A 25,443-nucleotide genomic window follows, 5' to 3' on the forward strand; every position below is an offset into this window, starting at 1 on the left:
CCTGGCACAGGCGTTATCCTGTAGGGCTAATGGAGGCTTTTTCATGCAAATCTACAAAGTCGGCGGAGCAGTGCGTGATCGCTTGCTGGGCATTGCCGTTACCGATATAGATCGGGTCGTTGTTGGCGCCACCACCGAACAAATGCTCGCCAAGGGCTATCGGCCCGTAGGCTCTGACTTTCCGGTGTTCCTTGATCCGAACAACAACGAGGAGTACGCCCTCGCCCGTACAGAGCGCAAAAGTGGCCGGGGTTATGGCGGCTTTGTGTTTCATGCCAGCCCCGAAGTCACGCTCGAACAAGACTTGATCCGCCGCGACCTGACCATCAATGCCATGGCCGAAGACGACGACGGCAACCTGACCGACCCGTATAACGGCCAGCGCGACCTGCAAGCGCGGGTATTGCGCCACGTCTCCCCGGCGTTCGCCGAAGACCCGCTGCGCGTGCTGCGCGTCGCACGGTTTGCCGCCCGTTATGCCGGCCTCGGTTTTACTATCGCCCCCGAAACCCTGGAATTGATGCGCCAACTCAGTGACTCCGGTGAACTGGAAGCCCTGACGCCAGAGCGCAGCTGGAAGGAAATCTCCCGAGCCCTAATGGAAGATCAGCCACAGGTGTTTATCCAGGTGCTGCGCGACTGCCACGCCTTGAAAACCCTGCTGCCAGAAGTGGATGCGCTGTTCGGTGTGCCCCAGCCCGAGGCCCACCACCCCGAGATCGATACGGGCATCCATACCCTGAGCGTGCTGGAGCAAGCCGCCCTGCACACCCACCCCCTGACTGTGCGCTGGGCCTGCCTGCTGCACGACTTGGGCAAAGGCCTGACACCTGTGGATAAGTTACCCAGGCATATCGCTCACGAGCAGAGAGGCCTGAAGCTGATCAAAGCGGTCAATGAGCGCTTCAAAGTGCCAAAGGACTGCCAGGAATTGGCACTGCTGGTCGGCGAGTATCACACCCATGGGCATCGGGCACTGGAGCTCAAGGCCTCGACCCTGCTGGAGTTGCTGCAGAGTTTTGACGTGTTCCGTCGGCCACAGCGCTTTGAAGAGTTTGTCGTCGCCTGCGAAATGGACGCGCGGGGCCGCAAGGGCCTTGAGCAGAGAAGTTATCCACAGGCGGATTATCTACGGGGTGCTGCGCAGGTGGCGCGAGGTGTTGCAGTGGCGCCATTGCTGGAGAAAGGCTTCAAGGGCCCGCAACTGGGCGAGGCACTCAAGCGTGAACGACTCAACGCCCTGAAAGCCTACAAAGAACAGCATTCAGTGTAGGAGCGGGCTTGCCCGCGATGGCGTCAGCAGCATCCCCGCAAACCAGAGGGCGCCGTCGCCGGCAGGCCACCCTCTACAGGCCCTGGGTGAGCTGCTGGTCGCGCCACTTGAAGGCAACCGGGGCCAGCACCTGATCGATCTGCGCGTCGCGCCACAGCGTGGCGAACGTCTTGCCCACCTCCGGATGCACGCGCTCTGGCGCCATCAACGACAGCGGCCACAACACAAAGGCGTTCTTCAGGATTTCTGCCCGCGGCAACACCAATCCATCGAAGTTACCGCTCAGGTCGCCATACAGCAGCACGTCGATATCCAAAGGCAAGCCCTTGCGATCCGGCGCATAGCGACCATTGTCGGCCTCGATGAACTTCAAGCGGCGATCCAGTTCCATCAAGGGCAAATCGGTATATGCCGACACCACCAGGTTGAAAAACGGCCCGCTCTTGATTCCCACTGGCTGGCTTTCGAACACCGCCGAACAGCGCAAGTCCGTCAAAAAGCCCGCCAACGCGTCAAGGCCCGCACACAGATGGGACTCGCGCTCGATATTGCTGCCAAGACCAAGGTAAACCTGAGTTAGCGACATCCGCGCTCGATCTCCACGCCCACGCCCTTGGCGGCCGGGACGGCACCGGGCTTGGTCAACTTGAGGTGCAGCCAGGGAATCTGGAATTCTTCCATCAGGACTTGCGCCAGGCGCTCGGCAAACGTTTCCACCAGTTGGAATTGCGCCTGCGCGGCGAAGGCCTGGATACGTGCGGAAACACTGGCGTAATCGAGCGCCAGGGTCAGGTCATCACCGGCCGCGGCGGGGCGATTGTCCCAGGCGAAACTCAGGTCCAGGCGCAGGCACTGACGGATACCTCGCTCCCAGTCGTAGGCCCCGATCACGGTGTCGACTTCCAGGCCTTCGATAAACACTCTGTCCAAGCACTCTTCTCCACAGCACGACAAGGGCGCAATGCCCCGTTAGAATCAAGGCGTCCTCGCCCGGAATAGTTAGCATGTCTTGGTTACTGGCGACCCTCGCCTACCTGCTCGGCTCGCTGTCCTTTGCCATCTTGCTCAGCCGCCTGACGGGAAATCCCGACCCGCGAATGAGTGGCTCAGGCAATGCCGGCGCCACCAATATGTTGCGCCTGGCCGGCAAAAAACTCGCCGTGCTGACCTTGTTCGGCGACGTCTGCAAAGGCCTGCTGCCGGTACTGATAGCCGATCTGGCTGGCCTCTCCTTGCAACAACAGGCCTGGATTGGCGTATGCGCCGTGCTCGGCCATCTGTTCCCACTGTACTTTCGCTTTCGCGGCGGCAAGGGCGTCGCGACGGCGGCCGGCATGCTGCTGGGAATCTACCCACCAGCGGCGTTGCTGGCCATTGCCGCCTGGTTGCTGACGTTCTACCTGACCCGCACCAGCTCCCTCGCAGCGTTGATCGCCACCCCCCTGACCCTGCCACTACTGGCCTGGCAGGAGCCGGCAGCGCTGCTGCCGATGAGCGTGCTCACCCTGCTGATCGTCTGGCGCCATCGCGGCAATTTACGCGACCTGTTTGCCGGGCGCGAACGGCATTTTTAAATATGCCCGGTGAGCCCGGCTCATGTTCGTCTGCTCACAAGGGCGGCAACTGCTCCATCGGCCAGCGCGCCTGCACGCTGATGGCCAGGCTCTCGTGCTGGCCTGCCTGCAAGCGCTGGCACCCGGCAAAGGCAATCATCGCGCCGTTATCGGTACAGAACTCGGGGCGCGCGTAAAACACATTGCCCTTCATGTCGCCGAGCATTTTCTCCAGGGACAGACGCAAGGCCTTATTGGCGCTGACGCCGCCCGCAATCACCAGGCGCTTCATCCCGGCCTGCTTCAAGGCGCGCTTGCACTTGATGGTCAAAGTCTCCACCACCGCCTGCTGGAACGCCAGAGAGATGTCGCAACGGGCTTGCTCACTGTCGTCCCCGGCGCTGACGCTTTGCTGCCAGGTATTCAAGGCCGAGGTTTTCAAGCCACTGAAGCTGAACATCAAGCCTGGGCGATCACACATGGGGCGGGGGAAGGTATAGCGCCCAGCCACACCTTTTTGCGCCAGGCGTGCGATTTCCGGACCACCGGGATAATTGAGGCCCATCATCTTGGCGGTCTTGTCGAACGCTTCACCGGCGGCATCGTCCAGGGTTTCCCCCAGAAGCGTGTACTGACCGATTGCATCGACCTGAACCAGCTGCGTATGGCCGCCCGAAACCAACAAAGCGACGAACGGGAACTCGGGTGGGTTTTCTTCCAGCATGGGCGCCAGTAAATGGCCTTCCATGTGGTGCACGCCAAGGGCTGGAATACCCCAGGCAAATGCCAGCGCCTGGGCGCAGGAAGCCCCAACCAGCAGGGCCCCGACCAATCCAGGGCCGGCGGTGTAGGCAATGGCATCGATCTCGGTCGCGACACAATCGGCCTCGTCCAACACCTGGCGGATCAATGGCAACATGCGTTTGACGTGATCACGGCTGGCCAGCTCCGGCACCACGCCACCATAGGCGCGATGCAGGTCTATCTGACTGAACAGTGCATCGGCCAAAAGCCCGCGTTCACTGTCGTAAAGCGCGACGCCGGTCTCGTCGCAGGAGGTTTCTAAGCCCAGTACTAACATGGGTTTGCGCCTTGTAGAGGCTGAATTCGAAGGCGCGCATAATAGTCGCCATGCCCCCTCCCGACTAGCGGTTTTCGATCAGAGGCTTTGCATTCCGGGCAATGAGGGGTTAACATCCGCAACCCTTAAAAACCGACGACCTCAGCCGCGAATTTTTTGCGACGAGAACGTTGATTCCCGGTAATGAAAGAAGGTAGCTCTGGATGCCAGCCGTCAAAGTAAAAGAGAACGAACCCTTCGACGTAGCTCTGCGTCGTTTCAAGCGCTCCTGCGAAAAAGCCGGTGTTCTGGCTGAAGTTCGTAGCCGCGAATTTTATGAGAAGCCAACTTCTGAGCGTAAACGTAAAGCAGCAGCCGCTGTTAAGCGTCACGCCAAGAAAGTTCAGCGCGAACAGCGCCGCGCCGTTCGTCTGTACTAATACACAGACGTTCGTAGCAAGCTTCTGCCAAGCCCGGCCCTCAGCCGGGCTGTTGGCATTTGCGGATATCGCTTGATGCTTCACCGTCGACGCCGCACATGCGACCGAGACAAAGCTTCACTGTTTCAAACGTCAGGACTGGCTCTTTTGCCAGCGGTGCACGTCTCTTCTGACGAGCCTAACAAGGCTACTGACGAGCACACTTATTTTCCAAACAGGCGATCAATAGGTCGGCTGTGCCCCACGATGAGCTTCCGAGGCCGCCATTGGCCGTGACCGGACTCCAGGGCAACACTTTCAGATACGTCGAAGACTGATTGGAACTAACGTCAGTGAACGCTCGACAGATAGACTTCCTGACAGCCCAAACAGACAATCGATGATCAAGCCGCCGACATGTGCGACTTGAGTGCGTCACGGGCCCTCATTTACACGCAGTGATGACGAGAACGCCATGGCCGGGCTAATTCCCCAGAGCTTTATTGACGACCTTCTGAACCGCACCGACATCGTCGATGTTGTCAGCTCGCGCGTGCAAATGAAAAAGGCCGGCAAGAACTACACCGCCTGCTGCCCGTTCCACAAAGAAAAGACTCCATCGTTCAGCGTCAGCCCCGACAAGCAGTTCTACTACTGCTTCGGTTGCGGCGCGGGCGGCAACGCCCTCGGCTTTATCATGGACCATGACAACCTGGACTTCCCCCAGGCCGTCGAGGAACTGGCAAAAGCCGCCGGCATGGAAATCCCCCGCGAAGAAAGTGGCCGACCGCACAAACCACGCCAGCCCACGGATTCGCCGCTGTATCCGCTGCTCACCGCCGCCGCCGAGTTCTACCGCCAGGCCCTTAAAAGCCATCCACAGCGCAAAGCCGCCGTGGATTACCTCAAGGGCCGCGGCCTGACCGGGGAAATTGCCCGCGACTTCGGCCTGGGCTTCGCCCCGCCGGGTTGGGACAACCTGTACAAGCACCTGAGCAGCGATACCCTGCAGCAAAAAGCCATGATCGACGCTGGCTTGCTGGTGGAAAATGCCGAGACCGGCAAGCGCTATGACCGCTTCCGCGACCGAGTGATGTTCCCGATCCGCGACAGCCGTGGCCGCATCATCGCCTTCGGCGGCCGGGTACTGGGTGACGACAAGCCCAAATACCTGAACTCCCCGGAAACCCCGGTGTTTCACAAGGGCCAGGAACTCTACGGCCTGTTTGAAGCGCGCAAGAACAACCGCAACCTCGATGAAATAATCGTGGTTGAAGGCTATATGGACGTTATCGCCCTGGCCCAGCAAGGCTTGCGCAATGCCGTGGCTACCCTCGGCACCGCCACCAGCGAAGAACACATGAAACGCCTGTTTCGCGTGGTGCCTAGCGTGCTGTTCTGCTTCGACGGTGACCAGGCCGGCCGCAATGCCGCCTGGCGCGCCCTCGAAGCGACTTTGTCGAGCCTGCAGGACGGGCGCCGCGCGCGCTTTCTGTTCCTGCCCGAAGGTGAAGACCCGGATACCCTGGTGCGCTCCGAAGGTACCGATGCGTTTCGCGCGCGCATTCATCAGCACGCACAGCCGCTGGCCGATTATTTCTTCCAGCAATTGACCGAAGAAGCCGACCCGCGCTCCCTCGAAGGCAAGGCCCACATGGCCACCCTCGCGGCACCGCTGATCGACAAGGTTCCCGGCGCCAACCTCAAGGCCCTGATGCGCCAGCGCTTGCTGGAAATCACCGGGCTGAGCGGCGAGGCGGTCAGCCAGCTGGTGCACAGCGCACCCCAGGATGCGCCACCGGCCTACGACCCGGGCTTCGACTACGACGCCATGCCGGACTATGGGGATTTTCACCAGCCTCAAGAAGCCTTTGTGCCGCAACAGGACTGGACACCGAAAAAACCCGGCGCCGGCGGCAAGAAATGGGACAAGAAGCCCTGGAACAAAAACGGCAAGCGCGGCGACCGCGACGAACCGTACGCCCCGCGCACGCCGGTGGCCGTAGAAGCGCCGACGCTGATTGCCCTGCGCACCCTGATCCACCACCCGCAACTGGCGGGCCGAGTGGAAAGCGCCGAACATTTTGCCAACGAAAGCAACACCTACGCCCAGGTGCTGATTGCCCTGATCGAGGCCGTGCAGAAAAATCCTAAGCTAAACTCAATCCAGCTGATGGCTCGCTGGCATGGCACGGAGCAAGGACGTTTGTTGAAAGCACTCGCAGAAAAGGAGTGGTTAATTGACGGCGATAACCTTGAACAACAGTTTTTAGACACCATTACTAGGTTATCCGCGGGTCAGCACACGCAGACCCTCGATGAACTTATCAAGAAAGCAAGGCAGCCAGGATTGTCGGCTGAAGAGCAAATTCAGATAGCAAAGCAGATGCGCGACCTCTTAAAACAGAATGTTTCCGCATCAAACCCGACCTCAGCTGGCGTGTGAGGTCATAGCTCGGGTATAATCCTCGGCTTGTTTTTTGCCCGCCAAGACCTTCAGTGGATAGGGTGTTATGTCCGGAAAAGCGCAACAGCAGTCTCGTATCAAAGAGTTGATCACACTCGGTCGTGAGCAGGGTTACCTGACTTACGCGGAGGTCAACGACCACCTGCCTGAAGATATTTCAGATCCAGAGCAGGTGGAAGACATCATCCGCATGATTAATGACATGGGGATCAACGTATTCGAAGTCGCGCCAGATAAGGATTCCCTTATGCTGGCCGACGCTGATACCGACGAGGCCGCCGCTGAAGAAGCTGCTGCCGCGCTGGCTGCAGTGGAGACCGATATAGGCCGCACGACGGACCCTGTGCGCATGTATATGCGCGAAATGGGTACCGTCGAGCTGCTGACACGCGAAGGCGAAATCGAAATCGCCAAGCGTATCGAAGAGGGCATCCGCGAAGTGATGGGCGCAATTGCGCACTTCCCCGGCACGGTTGACCACATTCTCTCCGAGTACACCCGCGTTACCACCGAAGGTGGCCGCCTGTCCGACGTCCTGAGCGGTTATATCGACCCGGACGACGGCATTACGCCGCCTGCCGCCGAAATACCGCCACCTGTCGACCCGAAGGCCGTGAAAGCGGACGACGAAACCGACGACGACGAGGCTGAAGCCAGCACCGACGACGAAGAAGAAGTCGAAAGCGGCCCGGATCCGATCATCGCAGCCCAGCGCTTTGGCGCGGTCTCCGATCAGATGGAACTGGCGCGCAAGGCCCTGAAGAAGCACGGTCGTGGCAGCAAGCAGGCAACCGCCGAGCTGCTGGCCCTGGCTGAGCTGTTCATGCCGATCAAACTGGTGCCGAAGCAATTCGAAGGCCTGGTTGAGCGGGTTCGTAGCGCCCTTGAGCGTCTGCGTGCACAAGAGCGTGCGATCATGCAGCTCTGTGTCCGTGATGCGCGCATGCCGCGTACCGACTTCCTGCGCCAGTTCCCGGGCAATGAAGTTGACGAAAGCTGGACCGACGCACTGGCCAAGGGCAAAAGCAAATACGCTGAAGCCATTGGTCGCTTCCAGGCCGACATCGTTCGTTGCCAGCAGAAGCTGACTGCATTGCAGACCGAAACCGGTCTGACGATTGCCGAGATCAAGGACATCAACCGTCGCATGTCGATCGGCGAGGCCAAGGCCCGTCGCGCGAAGAAAGAGATGGTTGAAGCGAACTTGCGTCTGGTGATCTCCATCGCCAAGAAGTACACCAACCGTGGCTTGCAATTCCTCGACCTGATCCAGGAAGGCAACATCGGCTTGATGAAGGCTGTGGACAAGTTCGAATACCGTCGCGGCTACAAGTTCTCGACTTATGCCACTTGGTGGATCCGTCAGGCGATCACTCGCTCGATCGCCGACCAGGCCCGCACCATCCGTATTCCGGTGCACATGATCGAGACCATCAACAAGCTCAACCGTATTTCCCGGCAGATGTTGCAGGAAATGGGTCGCGAACCGACCCCGGAAGAGCTGGGTGAACGCATGGAAATGCCTGAGGATAAAATCCGCAAGGTATTGAAGATCGCTAAAGAGCCGATCTCCATGGAAACCCCGATTGGTGATGACGAAGACTCCCATCTGGGTGACTTCATCGAAGACTCGACCATGCAGTCGCCAATTGATGTCGCCACCGTTGAGAGCCTCAAAGAAGCGACACGCGACGTACTGTCCGGCCTCACTGCCCGTGAAGCCAAGGTACTGCGCATGCGTTTCGGCATCGACATGAATACCGACCACACCCTTGAGGAAGTCGGTAAGCAGTTTGACGTGACCCGCGAGCGGATCCGTCAGATCGAAGCCAAGGCGCTGCGCAAGTTGCGCCACCCGACGAGAAGCGAGCATTTGCGCTCCTTCCTCGACGAGTGATCACAAAACCCCCAGGCCCAGGCCTGGGGGTTTTGCTTTGTGCAGATTAAATCTCCCCCCGCTTTACCTCCCCTCGCAATGCCCGTCTACACTCGAAATATTCCCCGTGCCATAACGAGACCGTTATGCCCAGACTGCCGACCGTGCTGCTGCTGTCGCTGCTGACCTGGACCGCAACGGCTGGCGCGTTGACTCTCACTGATGAAGAGCATGGCTGGTTGGCGGACCACCCGGAGTTGCGCCTGGGCGTTGATGCGTCGTGGCCGCCATTTGAATATCGCGATGAAGAAGGCCGCTACCAGGGCCTGGCGGCTGACTATGTTCGACTGATCCAGGATCGCCTGGGTATCAAGGTCAAGTTGATCGAGCCCGCCAACTGGAGCGCACTGCTGGAGCAGGCCAGGAACAACCAGCTCGACCTCTTGCCGGGCATTATGTCCACCCCGGAGCGTCAGGGTTTCCTGGCATTTTCCCGGCCTTACCTCGACTTCCCGATAGTCATCCTCGCCCACGAAGGCGGCGCCCAACCCCGCTCCCTCAAGGACCTGTATGGGTTGAAGATTGCCGTGGTGGAGAACTATGCCCCCCACGAGTTGCTGCGCACCCACCATCCCGACTTGAACCTGGTGGCGATGCCCAACGTCAGCTCGACGTTACAGGCCCTGGCTACCGATGAGGTGGACGCCGTCGTCGGGGACCTGGCCTCCAGTGTCTGGAGCCTGCGCCAACTCAAGCTCGATGGTTTATATGTCAGTGGCGAAACGCCTTATCGCTATCAACTGGCGATGGGCGTGCCCCGCGAAAACAAAATGCTGATTGGCATCCTGGATAAAGTCCTCGCCGACCTCAGCCCCCGGGAAATTGATGAGATCCAGGAGCACTGGGTCGGCAATGTCATCGATCACCGCGCCTTCTGGACCGACTTGCTGCTCTACGGCCTGCCTGCGGTGCTGCTGTTGAGTACCGTGCTGGCCATCGTGATTCGGATCAATCGTCGGCTCAGTTCGGAGATTTCCCGCAGGGTGGCCTTGGAACAGGAGTTGCGCAGCAGCGAATACCATTACCGCGGGTTGGTAGAAAGCCTGTCAGCCATCGCCTGGGAAGCTGACATCCATGACTTCACCTACAGCTATGTGTCGCCCCACGCCGAGGAACTACTGGGCTATCCAAGGGCGCACTGGCTGATCCCAGGCTTCTGGCGCAATATCATCCACCCCGCCGACCTGACCCGCGCCGACACCTTCTGCCAACGGGAAACCCGCGCCAACCGCGACCACAGCATCGATTACCGGGTAATCACCGCCGACGGCCGTTGCCTATGGGTCAGGGACATTGTCAGCCTGATCAAGCATGGGCATGAGCCCGTCATGCGAGGCCTGATGATCGATATCAGCGAGGCCAAGCGCACCGAGGAAGCATTGCAGCTCTCAGAGGAGAAGTTCGCCTCGGTGTTCCAGCAATGCCCGGACATACTCGTGATCGCTCGCCTGTCCGATGGTTGCCTGCTGGAGGTCAACAAGGCATTCGAGGACCAGATAGGCCTGAGTGCTGCAGACGTCATCGGCAAGACCGCCACCGAGCTGAACATCTGGGGCATCCAGGGCGTAGGCCCCAACCTGCTCAAGCGCGTGCAGACCACCAGCATCCGCAACCTGGAGATGCCGTTCCTGCGCAGTAATGGCCAGGCGTTTACCGGGCTGATCTCCGCCGAACCCTTCCAACTCGATGCAACCGAAGCGCTGGTCGTGGTGGTGCGGGACATCACCCAACTGAAGGAAACCCAGCAACTACTGCAGACTTCCGAAGAAAAGTTCGCCAAGGCCTTCCATGCCTCGCCCGACGGCTTGCTGCTGACACGCCAGCATGATGGCCTACTGCTGGAGGTCAACGAAGGCTTCAGCCGCATCACCGGTTTCAACAGTGCAATGTCCCTGGACCAGTCGACCCTGGACCTGGGCATCTGGGTGGACTTGAACGAACGCAGACACATGCTCGACCTGCTGCACCGCGACGGCCTGGTGCGTGATTTTGTCTGTCATATCCGGCGCAGTGACGGCCAGATTCGCCTGTGCGAAGTGTCCAGTCGTCCACTGCCGATCGGGGATGACGACTGTATGCTGACCATCGCCCGCGACATTACCGAACGCCAGTTGATGCAGGAAAAACTGCAACAGGCCGCGACGGTTTTTGAAAGCACGGCCGAAGGCGTACTGATCACCGATACCCGGCAAAACATCAGCGCCGTCAACCGTGCCTTCAGCGAAATCACCGGCTACAGCGAAGCCGAAGCCCTCGGCCACACCCCGCGCCTGCTGGCCTCCGGCCTGCACGACAGCGCGTTCTACGCGGCCATGTGGCATCAACTGACCGCCAACGGCCACTGGCAAGGCGAGATCTCCAACCGACGCAAGAACGGCGAGTTGTACCCCAGTTGGCTGACCATCAGTGCCGTGCGCAACCACGAGCAGTCAATCACCCACTTCGTGGCGGTATTTGCCGACATCTCCAGCCTCAAGCACGCCCAGGCGCGGCTCGACTACCAGGCGCATCACGATCCGCTTACCGGGCTGCCCAACCGCACACTGTTTGAGAGCCGCCTGCAGACCGCCCTCACCGGCCAACAGGAAACCGGCAGCCAGGGTGCGGTGCTGTTTCTCGACCTCGACCGCTTCAAACACATCAACGACAGCCTCGGCCACCCGATTGGCGACCTGCTGCTCAAGGACATCGCGGTGCGCCTCAAGGAGCAACTGCGCGACATCGACACCGTGGCCCGCCTGGGCGGTGACGAATTCATCATCCTGCTGCCCGGCCTGCAACAAGCCAGCGACGCGCAGCACCTGGCCAATAAACTGCTGGCCTGCTTCACCCTGCCCTTTCAGGCGGGCGAGCACGAGTTCTTTATCAGCGCCAGCATCGGCACCAGCCTCTACCCGCAGGACGGCATCGACGTCGCCACCCTGGTCAAAAACGCCGATGCCGCCATGTACCGTTCCAAAGCCAAGGGCCGCAATCGGGTCGAACGTTACACCCAGGACCTCACCGCCCAGGCCAACGAGCGCGTTGCCCTCGAACACGAATTGCGCCGCGCCATAGAGCGCGACGAACTGTTTCTGTATTACCAGCCAAAGCTGAGCCTGGAGACCCAGCAACTGATCGGCGCCGAAGCCCTGATCCGCTGGCGCCACCCCACCTTTGGCGACGTGCCACCTGAGCACTTCATTGCCCTGGCCGAAGAGAACGGCATGATCCTGCAAATCGGCGACTGGGTCCTGGAACAGGCTTGCCGCCAACTGCACCTGTGGCGCAAAACCTATGACGACTTTGGCCCGCTCTCCGTCAACCTTGCCGGCGCCCAACTGCGCCACCCCAACCTGCTGGGGCGCATCGAGCAACTGCTGCGGGACAACCGCCTGGAGCCGGACTGCCTGCAACTGGAGATCACCGAAAACTTCATCATGAGCCAGGCCGAAGAGGCTCTTGAAGTGCTGCATAAACTCAAACGCCTGGGCGTCCAACTGGCCATCGACGACTTTGGCACCGGCTACTCGTCCTTGAGTTACCTCAAGCGCCTGCCGCTGGACTTCCTGAAAATCGACCAGTCCTTCGTCCGCGGCCTGCCAGACGACCCCCACGATGCCGCCATCGTGCGCGCCATCATCGCCCTGGGCCACAGCATGCAATTCACCATCATCGCCGAAGGCGTCGAAACCCCCGCCCAGCAAGCGTTCCTTGCCGACGAGGGCTGCGAACAAATGCAAGGCTACATCGTCAGCCTGCCCCTACCCGCCGACATCTTCGCCGCGACCTTCCTTCACATGACCCATTCAGATTTTTCGGATAGCACAGTGGAGAAACCATCGTTATAATCCGCGACCTACTGAGGGCCTATAGCTCAGTTGGTTAGAGCAGGGGACTCATAATCCCTTGGTCGTAGGTTCGAGTCCTACTGGGCCCACCATACTCAAAGCCGCGCATTGCGCGGCTTTTGTGTTTCTGGATGGACCACCGCAGATACAGTCTGAATCGCCCCGGCCAGTGCCTCGTGCGGAGGCGCCTGGGCCTAACGTCTCCAAAACCGACGCATTCGATTTGTTGTTACCGGGGAGTTGGCTTGCTGGCGATGAGCCCCATGCAGACGTCAAATTCCCCGGGGCCTCACATCAAAGACTGTTTGCATCTTAGTCACCGCTTGTAGAAAATCGTCGTCTTTTTGCACGAATGGATACGCGCATGAAGTTCGAGAAGACCACGCAGTACAGGTCCGAGGAGGGGATCGTCTTCAATCTGTCTCAAATCACCCTCGTGGAAAGCGACCGAGGTCGCCTGCGCGAGCTGCACTTTGGCGAAGCGAAACGCGCCCATTACCAAGTCAACAGCATGGTCGTCGATATGTACGACCGAATGCAGGCTCGAAACCTGCCATGCCTGCTGACAGTCTGCATTTCCAATCCCCTCACCCGTCAGCAGGCCGATGCTATCAACACTATGCGCGGCAACGTCGCCAAGGGAATTGCTGCGGCCTCAGGTGGTGTTGCCGGGAGGGTAGGTGCGTTGGGCGGGCCGCTCATTGGCTGGGCTTCAGGTGCAGTCGTGACGACAGGTGTCAACTGGTACCTCAAAGGAGCCCTGCCGACCCTGCATGCAAGTGACGTGCTGGTCAGCATCCAGGGAGAGGTCCATGGCGGGATTGGCCCACAGCGCTCTGTCGTGACGCTGGTCATCAAGGTCTGAGGAACTGCACATGCCCTACATCATGCAAACTGTCGTCCTTCTGGTGCTGGGCGCGATTCTCGTTCAGTTTCTGAAACCATACCCGCTGCGCAAGTGGCTGGGTTTGGCGCTGCTGGCAACGGGCTTGGTCAGCCTCTTCAAGGTGGGTGAGCAGCAGGTGCTGGGCTTTGACCTGGAGCTGCTAGCACTGCTGGCCGTGCCGCTGGGTGTGGTGCTTTTCCTGACGCGGCGGCGGTTCACGGAGGGGGACTGAAGCCCTGGCACGATTTCTCGGTGCCGTCTCTGCCCCCAAATCAGATGGGACAACAGTCGATCAACAGCGCGTTGATCGATGATCTTAGCGTTGGACCTTGCCGGCGGATTGGGGGGTTACTTTGAACATACTGGTAACGCCTAACGTAGGTTAGATGCCGCCAAAATCACTGCTAAATGATGGGTGGCGGCTGTCACGCAGGCCAGGTGCATCGCAAATGTGTAATGCCACATTGGCCAGCCTCGTCAACTCTGCGGGCGCGGCCTAATTCTGATCCTAGGCAGTCCGGATCTAGCGCACATGAAAGGTCACCGCAATCGCCACCCGCGAACACGAGCCTGTAACATGCTCCCCCATTGCCACCCACGCCGGAGCCCATCTTGTCCGCCCCCCGCCCTCCCGTTCTCGATGAGATCGACCGCCAGTTGATCGCCGCCTTGCAGATCAATGCCCGTGAAAGCGTGGCCATGCTCGCTCGCCAGCTGGGGATTGCCCGCACCACCGTGACCTCGCGCCTGGCGCGCCTGGAAAAGACCCAGGTGATTACCGGCTATGGCGTGCGCCTTGGCCAGCGCGTGGTGGATGGTGGGTTGCAGGCGTATGTGGGGATTACCGTGCAACCGCGCTCCGGCAAGGAAGTGCTGCGTCGCCTCAGCGCCATGGCCCAGGTTCAGCAGTTGTGTGCGGTCAGTGGTGAGTTTGATTATGTGGCCTGGCTGCGTACCGATTCGCCGGAACAGTTGGATCAACTGCTGGACCAGATCGGCAGTGTCGATGGGGTAGAAAAGACCACCACCTCGATCATCCTCAGTAACAAATTGGATCGCGGCCAACCAATCTGACCGCCAACCTCGTCACTTCGACTAAAAACAATTCAATACGACGACACATTGCGTCTTATTAACGAGCGCTACGCTCCCTAGAATGGCTGCCATCTTTTCCTATACTTCACGGGTCGTGCCCCGTCGAGTGCCAGCAAGGTCAGCCATGAACGCCACCTACAAGAACAATCGCCACCCTGCAGACGGTAAAAACCCCATCACTATCTTTGGCCCGGATTTTCCGTTCGCCTTTGATGACTGGATCGAACACCCCGTCGGGCTGGGCAGTATTCCCGCCGCCAACCATGGCGCCGAAGTGGCGATTGTCGGTGCGGGTATCGCCGGCCTGGTGGCCGCCTACGAGTTGATGAAGCTGGGCCTCAAGCCGGTGGTGTACGAAGCCTCGAAAATGGGCGGGCGCCTGCGCTCCCAGGCTTTTGAAGGGGCCGAAGGCATCATCGCCGAGCTGGGCGGGATGCGCTTCCCGGTGTCATCGACGGCGTTCTACCACTATGTGGACAAGCTGGGCCTTGAAACCAAGCCGTTCCCCAACCCGCTGACACCGGCCTCGGGTAGCACTGTGATCGACCTGGAAGGCCAGACTCACTACGCACAGAAAATCTCCGACCTTCCTGCGCTATTCCAGGAAGTGGCTGACGCCTGGGCCGACGCCCTGGAGGCCGGTTCGCAGTTCGGTGATATCCAGCAAGCGATTCGCGACCGTGACGTGCCACGGCTCAAGGAGCTGTGGAACAAGCTGGTGCCGCTGTGGGACGACCGCACGTTCTACGACTTCGTCGCCACGTCCAAGGCATTCGCCAAGCTGTCGTTCCATCACCGCGAAGTGTTTGGCCAAGTAGGTTTCGGCACCGGTGGCTGGGACTCGGACTTCCCCAACTCGATGCTGGAAATCTTCCGCGTGGTGATGACCAACTGCGACGATCACCAACACCTGGTGGTCGGTGGCGTGGCGCAAGTACCCATGGGGATCTGGCGCCATGTGCCAGAGCGATGCGCCCATTGGCCGGCCGGCACCAGCCTCAGCTCCCTGCATCACGGCGCGCCACGGGCAGGGGTCAAGCGCATTGCCCATGCCGCCGATGGGCGTTTTGCGGTGACCGACAACTACGGTGACACCCGGGAATACGCCGCCGTGCTGACCACTTGCCAGAGCTGGCTGCTGACCACCCAGATCGAATGCGACGAAAGCCTGTTCTCGCAAAAAATGTGGATGGCCCTGGACCGCACGCGCTATATGCAGTCGTCGAAAACCTTTGTCATGGTCGACCGGCCTTTCTGGAAGGACAAGGACCCGGAAACCGGCCGCGACCTGATGAGCATGACCCTCACCGATCGCCTGACCCGTGGCACCTACCTGTTCGACAATGGCGACGACAAGCCGGGGGTTATTTGCCTGTCTTACTCGTGGATGAGCGACGCCCTGAAAATGCTCCCGCAGCCCATCGATAAACGGGTGAAGCTGGCCCTCGATGCGCTGAAAAAAATCTACCCGAAGGTCGATATCAAGGCGCGCATCATTGGCGACCCGATCACCGTTTCCTGGGAAGCCGATCCGCACTTCCTCGGCGCATTCAAGGGCGCTTTGCCGGGCCACTACCGCTACAACCAGCGCATGTACGCGCACTTCATGCAAAAGGATATGCCAGCCGAGCAGCGCGGGATTTTCATCGCCGGCGACGATGTGTCCTGGACCCCAGCCTGGGTCGAAGGCGCAGTGCAGACCTCGTTGAACGCGGTTTGGGGCATCATGACCCACTTCGGTGGCAGTACCCACCCGCAAAACCCGGGGCCGGGGGATGTGTTCGACGAGATCGGCCCTATCGCCCTGGCCGAATAAGGAGCCAAGCCATGCGTGTTGCCCTGTATCAATGCCCGCCATTGCCGCTGGATGTCGCTGGCAATCTCAAGCGTCTGCACAGCGTTGCGCATGAAGCGTGCGATGCCGACGTGCTGGTGCTGCCGGAGATGTTCCTCACCGGCTACAACATCGGTGCTGAAGCAGTCGGCGCCCTGGCCGAAGCGCAGGACGGGCAGTCGGCCCAGACCATTGCCGAACTGGCGCGCAACACGGGCCTGGCGATTCTCTATGGCTATCCGGAACGGGCCGAGGACGGCCAGATCTACAATGCCGTGCAGCTGATCGACGCCAATGGCCAGCGCCTGTGCAACTACCGCAAGACCCACCTGTTCGGTGACCTTGATCACTCGATGTTCAGCCCCGGTGGCGACGAGTTCCCTGTCGTCGAACTGAACGGCTGGAAGCTGGGGTTTCTCATCTGCTACGACCTGGAGTTCCCGGAAAACACTCGGCGCCTGGCCCTGGCAGGTGCCGAGTTGATCCTGGTACCGACGGCCAACATGGTGCCCTTCGACTTCGTCGCGGACGTCACCGTGCGCGCACGGGCCTTTGAAAACCAGTGCTATGTGGCCTACGCCAACTATTGCGGGCATGAAGACCAGATCCACTATTGCGGGCAAAGCAGCATCGCCGCGCCGGATGGGCAACGCGTCGCCCTGGCGGGGCTGGATGAGGCGCTGATCGTCGCGACCCTCGACCGCCAGGTGATACACGCCGCGCAGGCGGCCAACCACTACCTGGCGGACCGTCGTCCCGAACTCTATGCCGCGCTGCATAAACACTGACCACTGCGCTTTGCGCTAGCATAGGCACTTCCTACGTTCTGGAAGTGCTCATGCCTGTGCCGGCCCACCCTCATCACCTGCAACTGACCCTGGCCAATGGCCTGCGGGTTTCCCTGCGTCATGCCCCACGTCTCAAGCGCTGTGCAGCTGTCCTGCGGGTAGCGGCGGGCAGCCATGACGTGCCGTTGGCCTGGCCGGGGCTGGCGCACTTTCTGGAACACCTGCTGTTTCTTGGCACCGAGGCTTTTCCTGCACCGGACGGTTTGATGGCCTACGTGCAGCGCCATGGCGGACAGGTCAACGCCAGCACCCGTGAGCACACCACGGACTTCTTCTTTGAAGTACCTGCCACGGTGTTTGACGGCGCACTGCAGCGCCTGGCCGATATGCTCGCTCATCCGCGCCTGGCCATGGACGATCAACTGCGCGAGCGCGAAGTGCTGCAGGCCGAGTTTATCGCCTGGTCCCAGGATGCCGAGGCACAGCATCAAGTCGCGATCCTTGAAGGCCTCGCTGCCGGGCATCCGCTGCGGGGTTTTCATGCGGGCAACCGAGATAGCCTGCCGGTGCCACAGGAGGATTTCCAACAAGGCTTGCTGGGGTTTTATCAAGACTTCTATCAAGCAGGACAGCTGACCTTGAGCCTGGCCGGCCCGCAATCGCTGGAAGAACTGCAAGCCTTGGCCGAGCACTTTGGCGAGTGCCTGCGCCCGGGCACGCGACGCACGCAGCAACCGCCACCGGCATTGATGGACGACGATAAATATCGCTATCAATACCTCGACAACCAGCACCTGCATCACCTCATCGCCTGTAACGCGCCCCGCGAAGCCCTGGATTTCCTCTGCACCTGGCTGAATGCCACGGCACCCGGTGGTCTGCTGGCCGAATTGAAAACCCGGGGCTGGGCAAGCGCACTGCACGCCAGGGTGCTGTACTCGTTCGCCGGGCAGGCGCTGCTGGATATCGAATTCACCCTGGGGCCACAGGGCTCACAACAGTCCCTGGCAATCGAAGCCCTGTTGAACGACTGGTTGAGCTTTTTCGCCCACAGCGATTGGACTGCATTGCGCGAAGAGTACGCGCTGCTGATCAACCGCCAACAGCAGATCAATGGCGCCTTGGCCCTGGCCCGCCATGACAGTGAGAACCTCGAGGCGCCGTTGTCCGAGCAGCATTGCCAAGCGCTCAAGACCCTGCTGAACCTGCTGCAATCGGCTCCTGCGCAACAGGCCTGGCAGTTGCCGCCGGGCAACCCATTCTTGCGACCGCAAGCCCAGGAACCACGCCCCGGACTGATTCGCGGCCAGACCAGCGCCCATCGTGGCTTGCGCACCTTCGCCCAGGATCGCTCCCGTGGCCGGCGCGAACTGCCAGGCCTTTCATTCAGCCAAGCGTTGCCCGCCGATCACGATGAGGGCGCCCTTTACCTGTGCTGGCAACTGGATTCGACCGCCCATGGCATAGGCGCCAGCCTGCAAACTTTGCAGACCAACGCCCGCCAGGCCGGCGTGGAAATGTCCTGCGAAGCTGTAGGCAATTGTTGGCTGCTGAAAATGAGCGGGCTGCATGACCCCATGCCCGCTATCGTCGAGCAACTGGCTCGCGAACTGACCCAGGCCGACGCCAACCTTGAACAAGACGCGCCCGCCAGCCCGACGCCACAGATGGCCATCCGCGAACTGCTCAAGGCATTGCCGGCCTGCGCTGCCGACATTGCCTCCACTGGGCACCTCCATCCATTGCCCAACGGATGGACCACTGCCACGTGGCAAGGCCTGGGCATGGGCCTGCCGGCTGCGTGCGAAACAGCGATCAAACATGCGGCCGCACGCCTACCCGGGCAATGTGCCGAGACTGCACGCATCGCCCACCCCATCAATGGACTGTATCGCTGGCATCAGCTAGACACCGCTTCCACCGAAGCCGCCTTGCTGCTGCTGTGCCCAGCCCCGAGCCAATCCCTGGCCGACGAGGCCGACTGGCGATTGCTCGCTCACTTGGCCCAGACTCCGTTCTACCAGCGTCTACGGGGCGAATTGCAGGTGGGCTACGCCGTATTCAGCGGTATCCGACAGTTCAACGGGCAAACCGGTCTGTTGTTTGGCGTGCAGTCGCCCGATGTGGCGCTGGCGGACCTGCTCGACCACATCCAGGCCTTCATCAAGCAATTGCCGGCCTTGATCAATGGGAGCGACGAGCTGGGCAACGCGGCCCTGGCCCGGCAATTTTCGCCGCAGGCGCTGCCCACATCCCAAGCCGCCGAGCTGCTCTGGCAGGCCAGGTTGGCCGGGCATGGCGCGAACTATCTTGAACAATTAAGCGAGTTGATCCAGACCCGTACACGCCAGCATCTGGTGGAGGCGGCGGCGCAACTCAGCCAAGCCGCAGGCGGCTGGCGCTGCCTGGCCAATGGCGCACCAGCGGGCGATCACTGGCAGATATGACGTTGATCGTTGCCGATGCTGCAACAGGCTTTTTCCACCAAGACAGCGCTAGCTTGACCAGAAATGAGTAAAATCGCGCCACGCATCTGAACATCTCCGACTGGAGGTGGACTATATGTATTACTTGGTAGTAAACGTCCCATCCCTTCGTAGGAGTATGAATATGACCTGGTCCAAACCTGCTTACACTGATCTGCGTATTGGTTTTGAAGTCACCATGTACTTCGCCAGCCGCTGATTGCTTTTGTATTGCAATGCAACGCCTCGGCTCGCCGGGGCGTTTTTATTTTGAGTCTTGTGTAAAGGAGCAGCGATGTTCGTCCAGATTCTAGGTTCGGCGGCCGGTGGCGGTTTCCCGCAGTGGAACTGCAACTGCGTGAACTGCGCCGGCTTTCGCGACGGTAGCCTGCGGGCCCAGGCGCGCACCCAATCGTCCATCGCCCTATCCGACGATGGCGTGAACTGGGTGCTGTGCAACGCCTCGCCGGATATCCGCGCCCAACTGCAAAATTTTGCGCCGATGCAACCTGGCCGCGCGCTACGCGATACCGGTATCAGCGCAATCATCCTGATGGACAGCCAGATCGACCACACCACCGGCCTGCTCAGCCTGCGCGAGGGCTGCCCGCACCAGGTGTGGTGCACCGACATGGTCCATGAAGACCTGAGCACCGGCTTCCCGCTGTTCACCATGTTGACCCACTGGAATGGCGGCCTGGCGTGGAACCGTATCGAACTGGACGCCAGTTTCAGCATTCCTGCCTGCCCCAACCTGCGCTTTACCCCGTTGCCCCTGCGCAGCGCCGCGCCGCCCTACTCGCCCCATCGGTTCGACCCGCACCCGGGTGACAATATCGGCTTGATCGTCGAAGACCTGCGCACCGGCGGCAAACTGTTCTACGCCCCCGGGCTGGGCAAAATCGACGCGCCGCTGCTTCAAATCATGGCGCAAAGCGACTGCCTGCTGGTGGACGGCACGATGTGGGATGACGACGAAATGCAGCGCCGTGGCGTCGGCACCCGCACGGGCCGCGAAATGGGCCACTTGGCGCAGAACGGCCCCGGCGGCATGCTGCAAGTGCTGGAGCAATTGCCCAAGCAGCGCAAGGTACTTATCCATATCAACAACACCAACCCGATCCTCGACGAAGACTCGCCTGAACGGGCCGAGTTGGCGCGGCGCAATGTAGAAGTAGCCTACGACGGCATGAGCATTGAATTGTAGGAGAGCCCCAATGACCGACACACCGCTGACCCCCGCCGAATTTGAACAGGCCTTGCGGGCCAAGGGCGCGTTCTACCATATCCATCACCCGTACCACGTGGCGATGTATGAAGGCCGGGCCACCCGCGAGCAGATCCAGGGCTGGGTCGCCAACCGGTTCTACTACCAGGTGAACATCCCGCTGAAGGACGCCGCGATCCTGGCCAACTGCCCGGACCGGGAAATCCGTCGCGAGTGGATCCAGCGCCTGCTCGATCATGACGGCGCACCCGGCGAAGACGGCGGCATCGAAGCCTGGCTGCGCCTGGGCCAGGCGGTGGGCCTGGACCCGGATCAACTGCGTTCCCAGGAACTGGTGTTGCCCGGCGTGCGGTTTGCCGTGGATGCCTACGTCAATTTCGCCCGCCGGGCCAGTTGGCAGGAAGCCGCCAGCAGCTCGCTGACCGAGTTGTTCGCCCCGCACATCCACCAGTCGCGCCTCGACAGCTGGCCCCAGCATTACCCATGGATCGACCCTGCCGGCTACGAGTATTTCCGTACCCGCCTGGGCCAGGCCCGGCGTGATGTCGAGCACGGGCTGGCGATCACGCTTGCGCACTACACCAGCCGCGCCGGTCAGGAGCGGATGCTGGAGATTCTCCAGTTCAAACTCGACATCCTTTGGAGCATGCTCGATGCCATGAGTATGGCCTACGAACTGAACCGCCCGCCTTATCACAGCGTGACCGCGCAACGGGTCTGGCATAAAGGGATCACGCTATGAGTTTCGACCGCAGCAAAAAGCCGACCTGGCGCCAAGGTTACCGCTACCAGTACGAGCCAGCGCAGAAGGGCCATGTGTTGCTATACCCCGAAGGCATGATCAAGCTCAACGACAGCGCCGCGTTGATTGGCGGTTTGATCGACGGCGAGCGCAGTGTGGCGGCCATCATTGGCGAGCTGGAGCAGCAATTCCCCGGCGTACCCGAACTCGGTGAAGACATCGAGCAATTCATGGAGGTGGCGCGTGCACAGCACTGGATCGAACTTGCCTGAAAAGCCCGAGATCGGCCTGCCGCTATGGTTGCTCGCCGAGCTGACCTATCGCTGCCCGCTGCAGTGCCCGTACTGCTCCAACCCGCTGGATTTCGCCGAGCAGGGCAAGGAGTTGAGTACCGAGCAATGGATCAAGGTGTTTCGCGAAGCCCGGGAAATGGGCGCGGCACAACTGGGGTTTTCCGGCGGTGAGCCACTGGTGCGCCAGGATCTCGCCGAGCTGATCGCCGAGGCGCGCCAGCTGGGGTTCTATACCAACCTGATTACCTCCGGCATCGGCTTGACCGAGCAGAAGATCAGCGACTTCAAGAAAGCCGGCCTGGACCATATCCAGATCAGCTTCCAGGCCAGCGATGAACAGGTGAACAACCTGCTGGCCGGCTCGAAAAAAGCCTTTGCGCAAAAGCTGGAAATGGCCCGGGCGGTCAAAGCCCATGGGTATCCGATGGTGCTGAACTTCGTCACCCATCGGCACAATATCGACAAGATCGACCGCATCATCGAACTGTGCATTGCGCTGGAGGCAGACTTTGTCGAACTCGCCACCTGCCAGTTCTATGGCTGGGCCCAGCTCAACCGTGTTGGCCTGCTGCCGACCCAGGAACAACTGACCCGCGCCGAGCGCATCACCAACGAATACCGCGCCAAGCTGGAAGCCGAAGGGCATCCGTGCAAGCTGATTTTTGTCACGCCGGACTACTACGAGGAACGCCCTAAGGCCTGTATGAATGGCTGGGGCAGTATCTTTCTGACAGTGACACCAGACGGCACTGCCCTACCTTGTCACGGCGCCCGACAGATGCCGGTGCAGTTTCCCAATGTGCGCGACCACAGCATGCAGCACATCTGGTACGACTCGTTTGGCTTCAACCGCTTTCGTGGTTACGACTGGATGCCAGAGCCATGCCGCTCGTGCGACGAGAAGGAAAAGGACTTCGGCGGCTGCCGCTGCCAGGCGTTCATGCTCACAGGGGATGCCAGCAATGCTGACCCGGTGTGCAGCAAATCCGCCGATCACGGCATCATCCTCAATGCCCGGCTCGAAGCCGAGCACGCTACGCAGACCATCGAGCACCTGGCTTTTCGCAATGAGCGAAACTCCCGGCTGATCGCCAAAGGCTGACCGATCAACGCTTGGCGATGATGTACACCGCATGCACGATGCCAGGGATGTAGCCGCACAGGGTCAACAGGATATTCAGCCAGAACGCGCCGGCGAAACCCACTTGCAGGAACACACCCAGTGGCGGCAGCAGAATGGCGATGATGATACGAATGAAATCCATGGGTCAGCTCCGAATAATCGGCTCGTGTGAGCCGTACAGCTAATCGACCCTGGCCGCGCGTGAGGGTTCAGTGGAATCTGGCACCGGGCCATCCTCCTCAGGCAAGGATCTCCAATCCGTGCTTTTGCACGATGCTCAGCAGCTTGAGCGCCATGCCGCTGGGTTGCTTCTCGCCGGACTCCCATTGCTTGATTGTCGACGCACTGGTGTTCAGGTAGCGGGCGAACACCGGTTGGCTGACATGACTGCGCTCGCGCAGTTGCTTGATCTGGTCGGCAGGTATCTGTGCCGGCACAGGCGCAATGCACAGCTCATCGAATTCACGAAGGGTGGTCTTGCTGATGGCGCCAATCGAATGCAGCGCGCTGGCCGATTGGTGAATGGACTCCAGCGCTTGGCTTTCATATTTTTTGGTCATGATGTATCTCCACAAACTCCCTGAGATCCAGCAACTGCTGGATCTGTATTTCGTTTAAGCCTTCATAGGCCTTTGCCAACGCCCGAAACCCAGTCAATTCCTTGTGACTGATATTGCTTTGGTCTTGCTTGGCGAACAGAAACTGATAAACCCAGTAATGCCTGCCCTTCGCCAGGACGATGGAGCGATGCCGGTTGTGATTGAGGCGTTTCTTCCAGACTCCACCACCCAGATTGTCCGCCTGGCCCCTGAGCATCTCACCAAATGCCTCTCTTAATTGCGAATCGCAGATCCAGGCCTTGCTGGCTGCATCAGCAAAATGCCGGCTTTTGAACAGTCGCAGCTTCATAGGCATCCCTTCCCCATAAACATACCACCTGGTGGTACAGATTAAAAATAGGGGTCACAAAAAATCTTTGCGCCCTTCCGGCACTCCCTGCCGGTGCCCGCTAAAAAGCCATTTTTCTCGATGAGCCTCAAGCGTCCTTTTCAATCCAGAAATTACACACAAAAAAAACGCCCCCAGCCAAAAGAATCAAGCTGGAGGCGCTGCGTATACCGCGAGACGGTTCAGGAATAAGGGTTAAACAGCGATGCCCTTGCGGCATTGCAGTTGGGCGGTGTGCACACGGGAAAACGCACGGGCCAGGCGCAGTAGCATTTCGTCGATATTGCTCTTGCTTACCGTCAACGCCGGGGTAAAGCGCAGGCAGTTGGGTTGTGGGGCATTGAGGATCAGGCCCTCATAAAGCGCCGCTTTTACCACCGCATCTGCCGAATCATCTGACAAGCTCAGGCCCAACAACAGGCCCTGGCCCCGCAGTTCGCCCTGGCCATAGCGGTGGGCAAGCCGCGCCAGGCCTTCGCCCAGGTACTGGCTGGTATCACGTACGTGTTCGAGAAAGCCGTGCCCCAGCACGTTATCGAGCACAGCGACGCCGGCGGCCGCCATCAGGGCATTGCCGTGATGGGTGCCTTCCAACTCACCGATTTCAAAGCAGCAGGCTTTGCCGCGAGCCAGCAGCGCAGCCAATGGCACTCCGCCACCCAGGCCTTTACCCAAGGCGACGATATCGGCGCGCACGCCGTAGCGCTGTTCGGCCAGCAAGGTGCCGCAACGGCCCATCCCAGTCTGTACTTCATCAAGAATCAGCAGAATGCCCAACTCCCGGCACAGCCGCTCCACACCCTTGAGGTAATGCTCGGTGGCCGGGATGACGCCGGCTTCGCCCTGGATCGGTTCCAGCATGATCGCGACGGTTTGTGCGTCGACCGCTGCGTGCAGGGCTGGCAGGTCATTGAACGGTACGTGACAGAAGCCTGGCAGTTGTGGCTCGAAGCGATTGTCGCCAGAGGCCGCCAGCGTCGCCAGGCTGCGCCCGTGGCTGGCGTTGCCAGCGGTAATAATGCGATAAGCGCCACCACGGTGCAGCTGGCCCCACTTGCGCGCCAGCTTGATCGCCGCCTCGCAGGCTTCCGTACCGCTGTTGAGCAGGTAGGCCTGGTCGCTGCCGGTGCTGTGACACAAGCGGTCCACCAGGTTCAGTTGGCTACGGTTGTGCAGGCCGTTGCCGGGGTTGATCAGCGCTTGCGCTTGGTCGGCCAACGCACGCACCAAAACTGAAGGGCTGTGGCCAAGGCTGTTGGCCGCACCACCCTGGGTAAAGTCGAGGTAGGCACGGTCTTCACTGTCCCATAGCCACGAACCCTGGCCGCGTACGAAAACCTGCGGAGGGCGGGCCACTGTGGGCATCAGGGATTGAGTGGAAAGCTCATCACGCAGCATCGGGGTTTTCGCGTCCAGTAACAGATCGTCCAGGCTCGGCGCCGGACGGCGCAAGTTGAACAGGTTCATGCCTGCACACCCCACGGGTTGTTGGCAACCCTGGAT

The 25,443-nt window shown here is 60.3% G+C and carries 24 protein-coding genes and 1 tRNA gene; 18 read left to right on the forward strand and 7 right to left on the reverse strand.

Annotation, left to right across the window (positions count from 1 at the left end; genetic code table 11):
- Positions 1–43: 43 nt before the first annotated feature.
- Complete coding sequence (locus C5F71_RS09655; protein ID WP_104911023.1) at positions 44–1,273, forward strand: multifunctional CCA addition/repair protein; 1,230 nt, start codon at positions 44–46, stop codon at positions 1,271–1,273.
- Between the two features lie 73 nt (positions 1,274–1,346).
- Here C5F71_RS09655 and folK read toward each other — a convergent pair whose 3' ends face one another.
- Together folK and folB are read right to left on the reverse strand one after the other, a co-directional pair.
- Positions 1,347–1,859 carry a 2-amino-4-hydroxy-6-hydroxymethyldihydropteridine diphosphokinase gene (gene folK, locus C5F71_RS09660; RefSeq protein ID WP_104911024.1) on the reverse strand — a complete coding sequence of 171 codons (513 nt, stop codon included), beginning with the start codon at positions 1,857–1,859 and terminating at the stop codon, positions 1,347–1,349.
- A complete protein-coding gene (gene folB / locus C5F71_RS09665) occupies positions 1,850–2,203 on the reverse strand; it encodes a dihydroneopterin aldolase (protein WP_092230882.1) in 354 nt (117 codons plus the stop codon). The genes folK and folB overlap by 10 nt, the downstream gene beginning before the upstream one ends.
- A gap of 74 nt (positions 2,204–2,277) precedes the next feature.
- Here folB and plsY point away from each other — a divergent pair, with 74 nt between their 5' ends.
- Positions 2,278–2,847 (forward strand): glycerol-3-phosphate 1-O-acyltransferase PlsY, encoded by a 570-nt coding sequence (gene plsY / locus C5F71_RS09670; RefSeq protein WP_029296831.1) that lies wholly within the window; start codon positions 2,278–2,280, stop codon positions 2,845–2,847.
- 34 nt (positions 2,848–2,881) lie between these two features.
- Here plsY and tsaD read toward each other — a convergent pair whose 3' ends face one another.
- Positions 2,882–3,907, reverse strand: coding sequence for a tRNA (adenosine(37)-N6)-threonylcarbamoyltransferase complex transferase subunit TsaD (gene tsaD / locus C5F71_RS09675; RefSeq protein ID WP_029296833.1), 1,026 nt, complete (start codon positions 3,905–3,907; stop codon positions 2,882–2,884).
- Between the two features lie 203 nt (positions 3,908–4,110).
- On the opposite strand from tsaD, the gene rpsU reads away from it, so the two are divergent.
- From rpsU to pqqE, 16 genes are all read left to right on the forward strand, one after another.
- The gene (gene rpsU, locus C5F71_RS09680; protein WP_002551877.1) at positions 4,111–4,326 is read left to right on the forward strand and encodes a 30S ribosomal protein S21; all 216 of its coding nucleotides are present in this window, start codon (positions 4,111–4,113) and stop codon (positions 4,324–4,326) included.
- A 454-nt stretch (positions 4,327–4,780) separates the two neighbouring features.
- Positions 4,781–6,751, forward strand: a complete 1,971-nt coding sequence (gene dnaG, locus C5F71_RS09685; protein ID WP_029296866.1) for a DNA primase — start codon at positions 4,781–4,783, stop codon at positions 6,749–6,751.
- A 67-nt stretch (positions 6,752–6,818) separates the two neighbouring features.
- A complete protein-coding gene (gene rpoD, locus C5F71_RS09690) occupies positions 6,819–8,669 on the forward strand; it encodes an RNA polymerase sigma factor RpoD (protein ID WP_092230888.1) in 1,851 nt (616 codons plus the stop codon).
- Between the two features lie 125 nt (positions 8,670–8,794).
- Entirely contained in the window at positions 8,795–12,538 is a 3,744-nt protein-coding gene (locus C5F71_RS09695) for a bifunctional diguanylate cyclase/phosphodiesterase (protein ID WP_092230891.1), read from the forward strand.
- A 15-nt stretch (positions 12,539–12,553) separates the two neighbouring features.
- A tRNA-Ile gene (locus C5F71_RS09700) sits at positions 12,554–12,630 on the forward strand.
- A gap of 272 nt (positions 12,631–12,902) precedes the next feature.
- On the forward strand, positions 12,903–13,403 hold the full coding sequence (locus C5F71_RS09705) for a hypothetical protein (RefSeq protein WP_177410399.1): 501 nt from the start codon (positions 12,903–12,905) through the stop codon (positions 13,401–13,403).
- 10 nt (positions 13,404–13,413) lie between these two features.
- Positions 13,414–13,656, forward strand: a complete 243-nt coding sequence (locus C5F71_RS09710; protein ID WP_070994508.1) for a hypothetical protein — start codon at positions 13,414–13,416, stop codon at positions 13,654–13,656.
- Between the two features lie 380 nt (positions 13,657–14,036).
- Positions 14,037–14,498, forward strand: coding sequence for an Lrp/AsnC family transcriptional regulator (locus tag C5F71_RS09715; RefSeq protein ID WP_104911025.1), 462 nt, complete (start codon positions 14,037–14,039; stop codon positions 14,496–14,498).
- A 145-nt stretch (positions 14,499–14,643) separates the two neighbouring features.
- Positions 14,644–16,335 carry an NAD(P)/FAD-dependent oxidoreductase gene (locus tag C5F71_RS09720; RefSeq protein ID WP_104911026.1) on the forward strand — a complete coding sequence of 564 codons (1,692 nt, stop codon included), beginning with the start codon at positions 14,644–14,646 and terminating at the stop codon, positions 16,333–16,335.
- Positions 16,336–16,346: 11 nt separating this feature from the next.
- A complete protein-coding gene (locus tag C5F71_RS09725; RefSeq protein WP_070994506.1) occupies positions 16,347–17,141 on the forward strand; it encodes a carbon-nitrogen hydrolase family protein in 795 nt (264 codons plus the stop codon).
- 50 nt (positions 17,142–17,191) lie between these two features.
- The gene (pqqF, locus tag C5F71_RS09730) at positions 17,192–19,588 is read left to right on the forward strand and encodes a pyrroloquinoline quinone biosynthesis protein PqqF (RefSeq protein ID WP_104911027.1); all 2,397 of its coding nucleotides are present in this window, start codon (positions 17,192–17,194) and stop codon (positions 19,586–19,588) included.
- Between the two features lie 163 nt (positions 19,589–19,751).
- Positions 19,752–19,826, forward strand: coding sequence for a pyrroloquinoline quinone precursor peptide PqqA (gene pqqA / locus C5F71_RS09735; RefSeq protein ID WP_003194766.1), 75 nt, complete (start codon positions 19,752–19,754; stop codon positions 19,824–19,826).
- A 75-nt stretch (positions 19,827–19,901) separates the two neighbouring features.
- Positions 19,902–20,813, forward strand: coding sequence for a pyrroloquinoline quinone biosynthesis protein PqqB (gene pqqB / locus C5F71_RS09740; protein WP_104911028.1), 912 nt, complete (start codon positions 19,902–19,904; stop codon positions 20,811–20,813).
- 10 nt (positions 20,814–20,823) lie between these two features.
- Positions 20,824–21,576 carry a pyrroloquinoline-quinone synthase PqqC gene (gene pqqC / locus C5F71_RS09745; RefSeq protein WP_070994503.1) on the forward strand — a complete coding sequence of 251 codons (753 nt, stop codon included), beginning with the start codon at positions 20,824–20,826 and terminating at the stop codon, positions 21,574–21,576.
- Positions 21,573–21,848, forward strand: coding sequence for a pyrroloquinoline quinone biosynthesis peptide chaperone PqqD (gene pqqD, locus C5F71_RS09750; protein ID WP_070994502.1), 276 nt, complete (start codon positions 21,573–21,575; stop codon positions 21,846–21,848). Before pqqC ends, pqqD begins: the two co-directional genes overlap by 4 nt.
- Positions 21,841–22,971 carry a pyrroloquinoline quinone biosynthesis protein PqqE gene (gene pqqE, locus C5F71_RS09755; RefSeq protein ID WP_187699388.1) on the forward strand — a complete coding sequence of 377 codons (1,131 nt, stop codon included), beginning with the start codon at positions 21,841–21,843 and terminating at the stop codon, positions 22,969–22,971. Before pqqD ends, pqqE begins: the two co-directional genes overlap by 8 nt.
- Positions 22,972–22,975: 4 nt before the next feature.
- On the opposite strand, the gene C5F71_RS09760 is transcribed toward pqqE, so the two are convergent.
- The 4 genes from C5F71_RS09760 to C5F71_RS09775 form a co-directional block, all read right to left on the reverse strand.
- Positions 22,976–23,134 carry a YqaE/Pmp3 family membrane protein gene (locus C5F71_RS09760; RefSeq protein ID WP_007904205.1) on the reverse strand — a complete coding sequence of 53 codons (159 nt, stop codon included), beginning with the start codon at positions 23,132–23,134 and terminating at the stop codon, positions 22,976–22,978.
- Positions 23,135–23,231: 97 nt separating this feature from the next.
- Positions 23,232–23,552 (reverse strand): DNA-binding transcriptional regulator, encoded by a 321-nt coding sequence (locus C5F71_RS09765; RefSeq protein WP_029296888.1) that lies wholly within the window; start codon positions 23,550–23,552, stop codon positions 23,232–23,234.
- Positions 23,536–23,901, reverse strand: a complete 366-nt coding sequence (locus C5F71_RS09770) for a type II toxin-antitoxin system RelE/ParE family toxin (RefSeq protein ID WP_104911030.1) — start codon at positions 23,899–23,901, stop codon at positions 23,536–23,538. Before C5F71_RS09770 ends, C5F71_RS09765 begins: the two co-directional genes overlap by 17 nt.
- Positions 23,902–24,135: 234 nt before the next feature.
- Positions 24,136–25,407: an aspartate aminotransferase family protein gene (locus C5F71_RS09775; RefSeq protein ID WP_104911031.1), complete on the reverse strand. Its 1,272-nt coding sequence runs from the start codon at positions 25,405–25,407 to the stop codon at positions 24,136–24,138.
- Positions 25,408–25,443 lie beyond the last annotated feature (36 nt).

Origin of the sequence: Pseudomonas sp. LG1D9, assembly GCF_002949995.1 — a bacterium.
Classification (GTDB): Bacteria; Pseudomonadota; Gammaproteobacteria; order Pseudomonadales; family Pseudomonadaceae; genus Aquipseudomonas; species Aquipseudomonas proteolytica.

What these genes read in the sequence shown, in the direction of transcription:
- C5F71_RS09770 (WP_104911030.1), bottom strand. Translation starts at nt 23,901, where the DNA reads ATGAAGCTGCGACTGTTCAAAAGCCGGCATTTTGCTGATGCAGCCAGC.
- rpsU (WP_002551877.1), top strand. Translation starts at nt 4,111, where the DNA reads ATGCCAGCCGTCAAAGTAAAAGAGAACGAACCCTTCGACGTAGCTCTG.
- C5F71_RS09720 (WP_104911026.1), top strand. Translation starts at nt 14,644, where the DNA reads ATGAACGCCACCTACAAGAACAATCGCCACCCTGCAGACGGTAAAAAC.
- rpoD (WP_092230888.1), top strand. Translation starts at nt 6,819, where the DNA reads ATGTCCGGAAAAGCGCAACAGCAGTCTCGTATCAAAGAGTTGATCACA.
- C5F71_RS09695 (WP_092230891.1), top strand. Translation starts at nt 8,795, where the DNA reads ATGCCCAGACTGCCGACCGTGCTGCTGCTGTCGCTGCTGACCTGGACC.
- C5F71_RS09705 (WP_177410399.1), top strand. Translation starts at nt 12,903, where the DNA reads ATGAAGTTCGAGAAGACCACGCAGTACAGGTCCGAGGAGGGGATCGTC.
- pqqB (WP_104911028.1), top strand. Translation starts at nt 19,902, where the DNA reads ATGTTCGTCCAGATTCTAGGTTCGGCGGCCGGTGGCGGTTTCCCGCAG.
- pqqD (WP_070994502.1), top strand. Translation starts at nt 21,573, where the DNA reads ATGAGTTTCGACCGCAGCAAAAAGCCGACCTGGCGCCAAGGTTACCGC.
- C5F71_RS09760 (WP_007904205.1), bottom strand. Translation starts at nt 23,134, where the DNA reads ATGGATTTCATTCGTATCATCATCGCCATTCTGCTGCCGCCACTGGGT.
- C5F71_RS09765 (WP_029296888.1), bottom strand. Translation starts at nt 23,552, where the DNA reads ATGACCAAAAAATATGAAAGCCAAGCGCTGGAGTCCATTCACCAATCG.
- plsY (WP_029296831.1), top strand. Translation starts at nt 2,278, where the DNA reads ATGTCTTGGTTACTGGCGACCCTCGCCTACCTGCTCGGCTCGCTGTCC.
- dnaG (WP_029296866.1), top strand. Translation starts at nt 4,781, where the DNA reads ATGGCCGGGCTAATTCCCCAGAGCTTTATTGACGACCTTCTGAACCGC.
- pqqC (WP_070994503.1), top strand. Translation starts at nt 20,824, where the DNA reads ATGACCGACACACCGCTGACCCCCGCCGAATTTGAACAGGCCTTGCGG.
- pqqF (WP_104911027.1), top strand. Translation starts at nt 17,192, where the DNA reads ATGCCTGTGCCGGCCCACCCTCATCACCTGCAACTGACCCTGGCCAAT.
- C5F71_RS09775 (WP_104911031.1), bottom strand. Translation starts at nt 25,407, where the DNA reads ATGAACCTGTTCAACTTGCGCCGTCCGGCGCCGAGCCTGGACGATCTG.
- C5F71_RS09725 (WP_070994506.1), top strand. Translation starts at nt 16,347, where the DNA reads ATGCGTGTTGCCCTGTATCAATGCCCGCCATTGCCGCTGGATGTCGCT.
- C5F71_RS09710 (WP_070994508.1), top strand. Translation starts at nt 13,414, where the DNA reads ATGCCCTACATCATGCAAACTGTCGTCCTTCTGGTGCTGGGCGCGATT.
- tsaD (WP_029296833.1), bottom strand. Translation starts at nt 3,907, where the DNA reads ATGTTAGTACTGGGCTTAGAAACCTCCTGCGACGAGACCGGCGTCGCG.
- folK (WP_104911024.1), bottom strand. Translation starts at nt 1,859, where the DNA reads ATGTCGCTAACTCAGGTTTACCTTGGTCTTGGCAGCAATATCGAGCGC.
- C5F71_RS09655 (WP_104911023.1), top strand. Translation starts at nt 44, where the DNA reads ATGCAAATCTACAAAGTCGGCGGAGCAGTGCGTGATCGCTTGCTGGGC.